At 43.9% G+C, this 4,834-nt stretch carries 6 protein-coding genes; 4 read left to right on the top strand and 2 right to left on the bottom strand.

Features of this window, described 5'->3' with window-relative positions; translation table 11 throughout:
- Positions 1-732: zinc-dependent alcohol dehydrogenase (locus DP116_RS26940; protein ID WP_246275818.1), on the top strand; the 732-nt coding region annotated here is incomplete at its 5' end.
- A gap of 141 nt (positions 733-873) precedes the next feature.
- Here the strand turns inward: DP116_RS26940 and DP116_RS26935 are convergent.
- Positions 874-1,221, bottom strand: a complete 348-nt coding sequence (locus tag DP116_RS26935) for a Dethiobiotin synthetase (protein ID WP_169158057.1) — start codon at positions 1,219-1,221, stop codon at positions 874-876.
- A 387-nt stretch (positions 1,222-1,608) separates the two neighbouring features.
- On the opposite strand from DP116_RS26935, the gene DP116_RS26930 reads away from it, so the two are divergent.
- From DP116_RS26930 to DP116_RS26920, 3 genes are all read left to right on the top strand, one after another.
- Positions 1,609-3,006, top strand: coding sequence for a TldD/PmbA family protein (locus tag DP116_RS26930; protein WP_169158056.1), 1,398 nt, complete (start codon positions 1,609-1,611; stop codon positions 3,004-3,006).
- A gap of 153 nt (positions 3,007-3,159) precedes the next feature.
- Complete coding sequence (locus DP116_RS26925) at positions 3,160-3,459, top strand: BrnT family toxin (RefSeq protein ID WP_169158055.1); 300 nt, start codon at positions 3,160-3,162, stop codon at positions 3,457-3,459.
- Positions 3,434-3,727, top strand: a complete 294-nt coding sequence (locus tag DP116_RS26920; protein WP_169158054.1) for a BrnA antitoxin family protein — start codon at positions 3,434-3,436, stop codon at positions 3,725-3,727. The genes DP116_RS26925 and DP116_RS26920 overlap by 26 nt, the downstream gene beginning before the upstream one ends.
- A 98-nt stretch (positions 3,728-3,825) precedes the next feature.
- Here the strand turns inward: DP116_RS26920 and DP116_RS26915 are convergent, their stop codons facing one another.
- Positions 3,826-4,650, bottom strand: coding sequence for a DUF4351 domain-containing protein (locus tag DP116_RS26915; protein WP_169158053.1), 825 nt, complete (start codon positions 4,648-4,650; stop codon positions 3,826-3,828).
- Positions 4,651-4,834: the final 184 nt, after the last annotated feature.

Genomic DNA, 4,834 nt, shown 5'->3' with positions numbered 1-4,834 from the left:
TATTCCCTCTGTCCAAATTTGACATGGAATAACGGCACTTTTGCCCAATACTTAAAAATTCCCGCACCGATTGTGCAACATAACATGTTGCCAATTCCTGATGACTTGCCTTATGAATTGGCAGCAATGACAGAACCTCTGGCTTGTGTGCTACATGGAGTCGCCCGTTCCAACGTCAAACCAGGTGATTTTGTCGTGGTGTTAGGAGACGGGGCAATTGGGCTGATGTTTGTGGCTAAATTAGCACATGATGTCAAAGCTGAAGTGTTACTCTTTGGAGGCAATGACCAAAGGCTAGAAATTGGAGAAAAACTGGGTGCAGCAAAGACCTTTAATTATCATCAATTCCCAGAGATTCCTAGTTTAGTGAAAGAACTGACACAGGGATGGGGTGCAGATGTGGTGATTGAAGCAACTGGTGTACCAAGTGTCTGGGAAACTGCAATTGCTTGTGCTCGTCCTGGTGCAACTGTTAACCTATTTGGTGGTTGTCCACGAGATACAACTATTAGCGTGAATACAGAACAGCTACACTACAGCGAACTCACTCTCAAAGGGGTTTTTCATAATACTCCAGAGTACGTTCGGGCGGCGCTGTCACTGATTGCAAGTCAGAAGATTCCCTTTGAGTTACTCATCAGCGAACACCGTCCATTGCAGGATTTAGAACAGGTGTTTTGTGATATGAGAGATCGTAAGGTCATAAAAGTCGCAATGATTCCATCAGGCTGACTCTTAAGAAACACGCTTAACAGGGAACAGGGAACAGGGAACAGGGAACAGGGAACAGGGAACAGGGAACAGGGAACAGTACCTAGCTTCGCAAAAATCAAAAAGGAATCCTATAGACTGATAACTGTTAACTGTTAACTGTTAATGTAAATTTTGCCACTCACCAGAAAAGATAGATTCAGTTGCAGTGGCGATTCTCAGCAAATCTTGCAGTAGTAAGGGTGACCATTGAACGCCTGCCTTGCGCCCTGCTGCAAAAAGTTGTTGAGTCCTAATGCTTAATAGATATAAGGCGTAAGCTAATTTTTTGTCTATAACAGTAGCATCTTTTACACCTTCAAACACCACTTTCAATGCCAACAAAATCGAGGTAATCTGACCAGGTATTGGTGGTTGTCCCCGCTGTAGACGTATCAACAAGGCATCTGGGTTTTCCTCGTTATAAAGTGTTTGGTCAATCAAAAATTTGCAAGCGGTTTCGTAATTCATTTTCGAGGGGCATCCATCACACCTTTGCCTACCTATTGCAACATTTGACTCACGAATTAACATTTTACCTTGATAGCCTTACAAACGCGTCATATAAAAAGAATTCCCTTACATCTTGCACCTGGAACAAATATGTCAAATTAATTACAGGCTGCTTGACTTTGTTCTCGTCCGCCTAGGACTGTAAGTCCCAGGCTAATAAGCGAAGTCCATTCAAATGGACTGAAAAAAAATGGAAGGAACTATTTAGTATATTTAAACACTATTTCATATAAGTATTAGTGGTTTATTCGTAATGATGCAAGATCTCAGTTCCCTCGTTCAGTGGCAGCTAATACTGGCATAATTGCACAATGAAGGCAGTTCCTCATTGTTCTTGTCCGACAAATGCCGACTTTACTTGCTGACGCTCAAAATTTACTTTCTGACTTACTCAAGCGCTACTCATCCCGTGTAGATTATCTGATGATTCGCCTTGAAGAGGCTGAAGGTACCGATATCTTCTTGCGTGGCGACAAGGTAGAAAGCCTTAGTGAAGGTATCTCCATTGGTGGACAGATTCGCGCATGTTACAAGGGTGGATGGGGGTTTAGTAGTTTTAACCAACTGGCGACAATTCGCGATCGCATTGAAGAAGCGATCGCCGCCGCCAAAATTGTTGGTGATGAAGAAACTGTCCTAGCTCCAATTGACATAGTGCAAGCAGTATGCAGTATGCCCTTAACTGGAAGCGATCCTCGGCAAATCTCGTTGAAAAAGAAAAAAGAATTGTGCGATCGCTACACACAATTACTCAAAAGCGTTGACAGCCGGATTACCACCACCTCTGTCCGCTATGGAGACAGCGCCCAAAAAGTTATCCTCGCCACCAGCGAAGGGACTTTTATTGAGCAATCTTGGGTGGATATGGAAATGCGCTTTGCAGCCACAGCGAGAAACGGCGAAACTGTGCAAACTGGAAGAGAAACCACAGGTTCGCGCAAAGCTTTTGAAGATTTGACGGCTTTAGATGAACAAGTTAAAGAAGCAGCACAAAGGGCAGTTGCAGCGTTATCTTTACCATCTGTGAAAGGTAATATTTATACTGTGGTGATAGACCCGATTCTTTCTGGGTTATTTGTTCATGAAGCCTTTGGACATCTTTCCGAAGCAGATATGGCATACGAAAACCCAGATTTGTTGGAAGCAATGACGATTGGGCGTCAATTTGGACCAAAAGAATTGCAGATTTTTGATGGTGCTGCGCCCCAAGGACATCGAGGTAGCTATTTTTACGACGATGAAGGCACACCTGCAACTACAACCCAACTTATAGAAGATGGAATTTTGACAGGACGTTTACATTCTCGTGAAACGGCTGGCAAATTGGACGAAGCGCCAACGGGCAATGCACGCTGTCTCAGTTATCACTATCCCCCAATTGTACGGATGACAAATACCTGGATTAAACCAGGAAAAACGCCTGTCGAGGATTTATTTAGCGGTATAAAAGAAGGAGTTTACGCCCGTAACTGGTTGGGTGGAATGACGAATGGGGAAATGTTCACCTTCAGCGCTGGGGAAGCGTGGATGATTAGAAACGGTAAGATTGCTGAACCTGTGAAGGATGTGACGCTTTCAGGGAATGTTTTTCAGACTTTGGCGGATATTGAGGCGATCGGGGATGACTTTTACTGGGATGAGTCTGGCGGTTGCGGTAAAGGTGGACAAAACGGTTTAGCAGTAGGTTGCGGTGGTCCTAGTTTAAGGATACGTGATGTGGTGGTGGGGGGAGAAGCGGCTTAGAGGTTCTTTGCTCGCTCTCTCGCTCCCATGCTCTGCGTGGGAGTGCCATACAGGAGGCTCTGCCTTCCATAATTATATTGAGGCAGCAGCCCACAGTTATGCAAGATTGCCCTGTTTTCAAGAAAATATATATAATCATATATATTTTGATGTATGTCTTTCGAGTGGAACGACGCAAAAGACAAGCAGAACATAGAGAAACACGGCATACGCTTCGAGGAAGCCAAGAGGGTATTCAATGATCCTTTTGCAATCACCAGGGAAGATTGCCGATTTGACTATGGTGAGATACGGAAAGTCACCCTTGGTGAGATCCCGTTAAGCACACTTGCTACGAGCATCGTGGTGGTAGTCGTTCACACCGAACGTGATGGGCATACTCGGATCATCTCGGCTCGCAAAGCGAACAAGAAAGAGAGGGCGTACTATGAGCAAAACAAACTTCTCGGGTGATATGTCCCCCGAGGAACGTCACAGAAAGCTCGTCGAAATGGCGGACGAAGAAATCGATTACTCCGATATTGCACCGCTTGATGAAGACTTCTGGAAAAATGCCGAGCTTTCGTTACCCCAGAAGAAGGAGGGGATTTACATAAAACTTAACCCTCGAACGCTCCAATGGTTTCGCAGTCGAGGGAAGGGGTATCAAGCGATGATTGATTCGGTGCTGACTTCCTACGTTGAGCATCAGGAAAAGCTCGGGGTAAAGAGCCAGGAGTAATATCAAGGTAATTAATTCGTAGATAGCAGTAGTGCGAGCGTCTCGCTCGCGGGCAGGACAGCCCGCACTACATCTTATATTTCATTAAACCCACTTACTTAATTGCTTTCCTGCTCGTCTAACCAAGTCAGTAAATCAGCAATTGATGACATTCTAAAAAGCGCTCTACCTAAAGCTTCTAGCTGTTCTTTATTGAAAACTTGAACTCGCTCAAGAATTGACGAATCAATTTCACCAAAACGTTCATTAAGTAAAGACAGACAGAATCTAAGTGCTTCTTTTTGTTCTCCCTTCTGCAAAATATCCTGATAAATCACTGACTCTTGCATAACGTCCTCCCGTAAAAATTGCCGAATTGAATCTTTTTCAAATTTCAAACCCGCTAATATCTCTGTATAAGCTGCAATATTCTGCCTCGTCTCCCTATCCGAAATTCTAGCAACGCTCTGGGCAACCTGCGATAATAATGCTTGGGGTGAGTTTGTTTGCGTTAACGGTGCTAACGGTAAGAGTGCAGGATTATTGAGAAATTGCACTGAATCTTGTTCCCACATCCGCAAAACGCGATAGCGATGAGTTGTCGTTTCACTGCGATATTGTTCAGTGAAGGCAATTTCATCACTTGTCTGTTGTAAAAAAATCACGACTTGCGTGACAGGGACTTTATACTGACGTATCAATCTGACAGAATAATCCAACATCCGAAAAGAAATCGGTGTTTTAGACCTTGTGATAGTTTGAAATTCGATGTGTAAGATGCGGTTTTCTGTTTGCAGAAATGTCAACGAATCAGCGCGAATTGGTTCAATGCTCAATTCTGTTTTTAAAACTTCGATGGTTCGGGGTTCAACCGCTAGCAACCAACGCGCAAAATCGGTTGGGTATTTTTCAGCTAAGATTTTACAAACGTTGTCGTAGCTCACAAATGAAAATCTAATTGACACTGATAGAATTTTATTATTTAGTTGCTATCTATAAGATTTATTTCTTCTTCAATCCACGCTGATTTAACCCCACCCCTCAATCCCCTCCCCTTAGCAAGGGGAGGGGAGGTTTTGGCAAGAGACAAAACCGGGGTGGGGTAAAGCGAGAATCGTGGGTAAATAT

The organism is Brasilonema bromeliae SPC951 (assembly GCF_012912135.1).
Classification (GTDB): Bacteria; Cyanobacteriota; Cyanobacteriia; order Cyanobacteriales; family Nostocaceae; genus Brasilonema; species Brasilonema bromeliae.
This window is presented reverse-complemented; position numbering and strand designations above follow the sequence as displayed.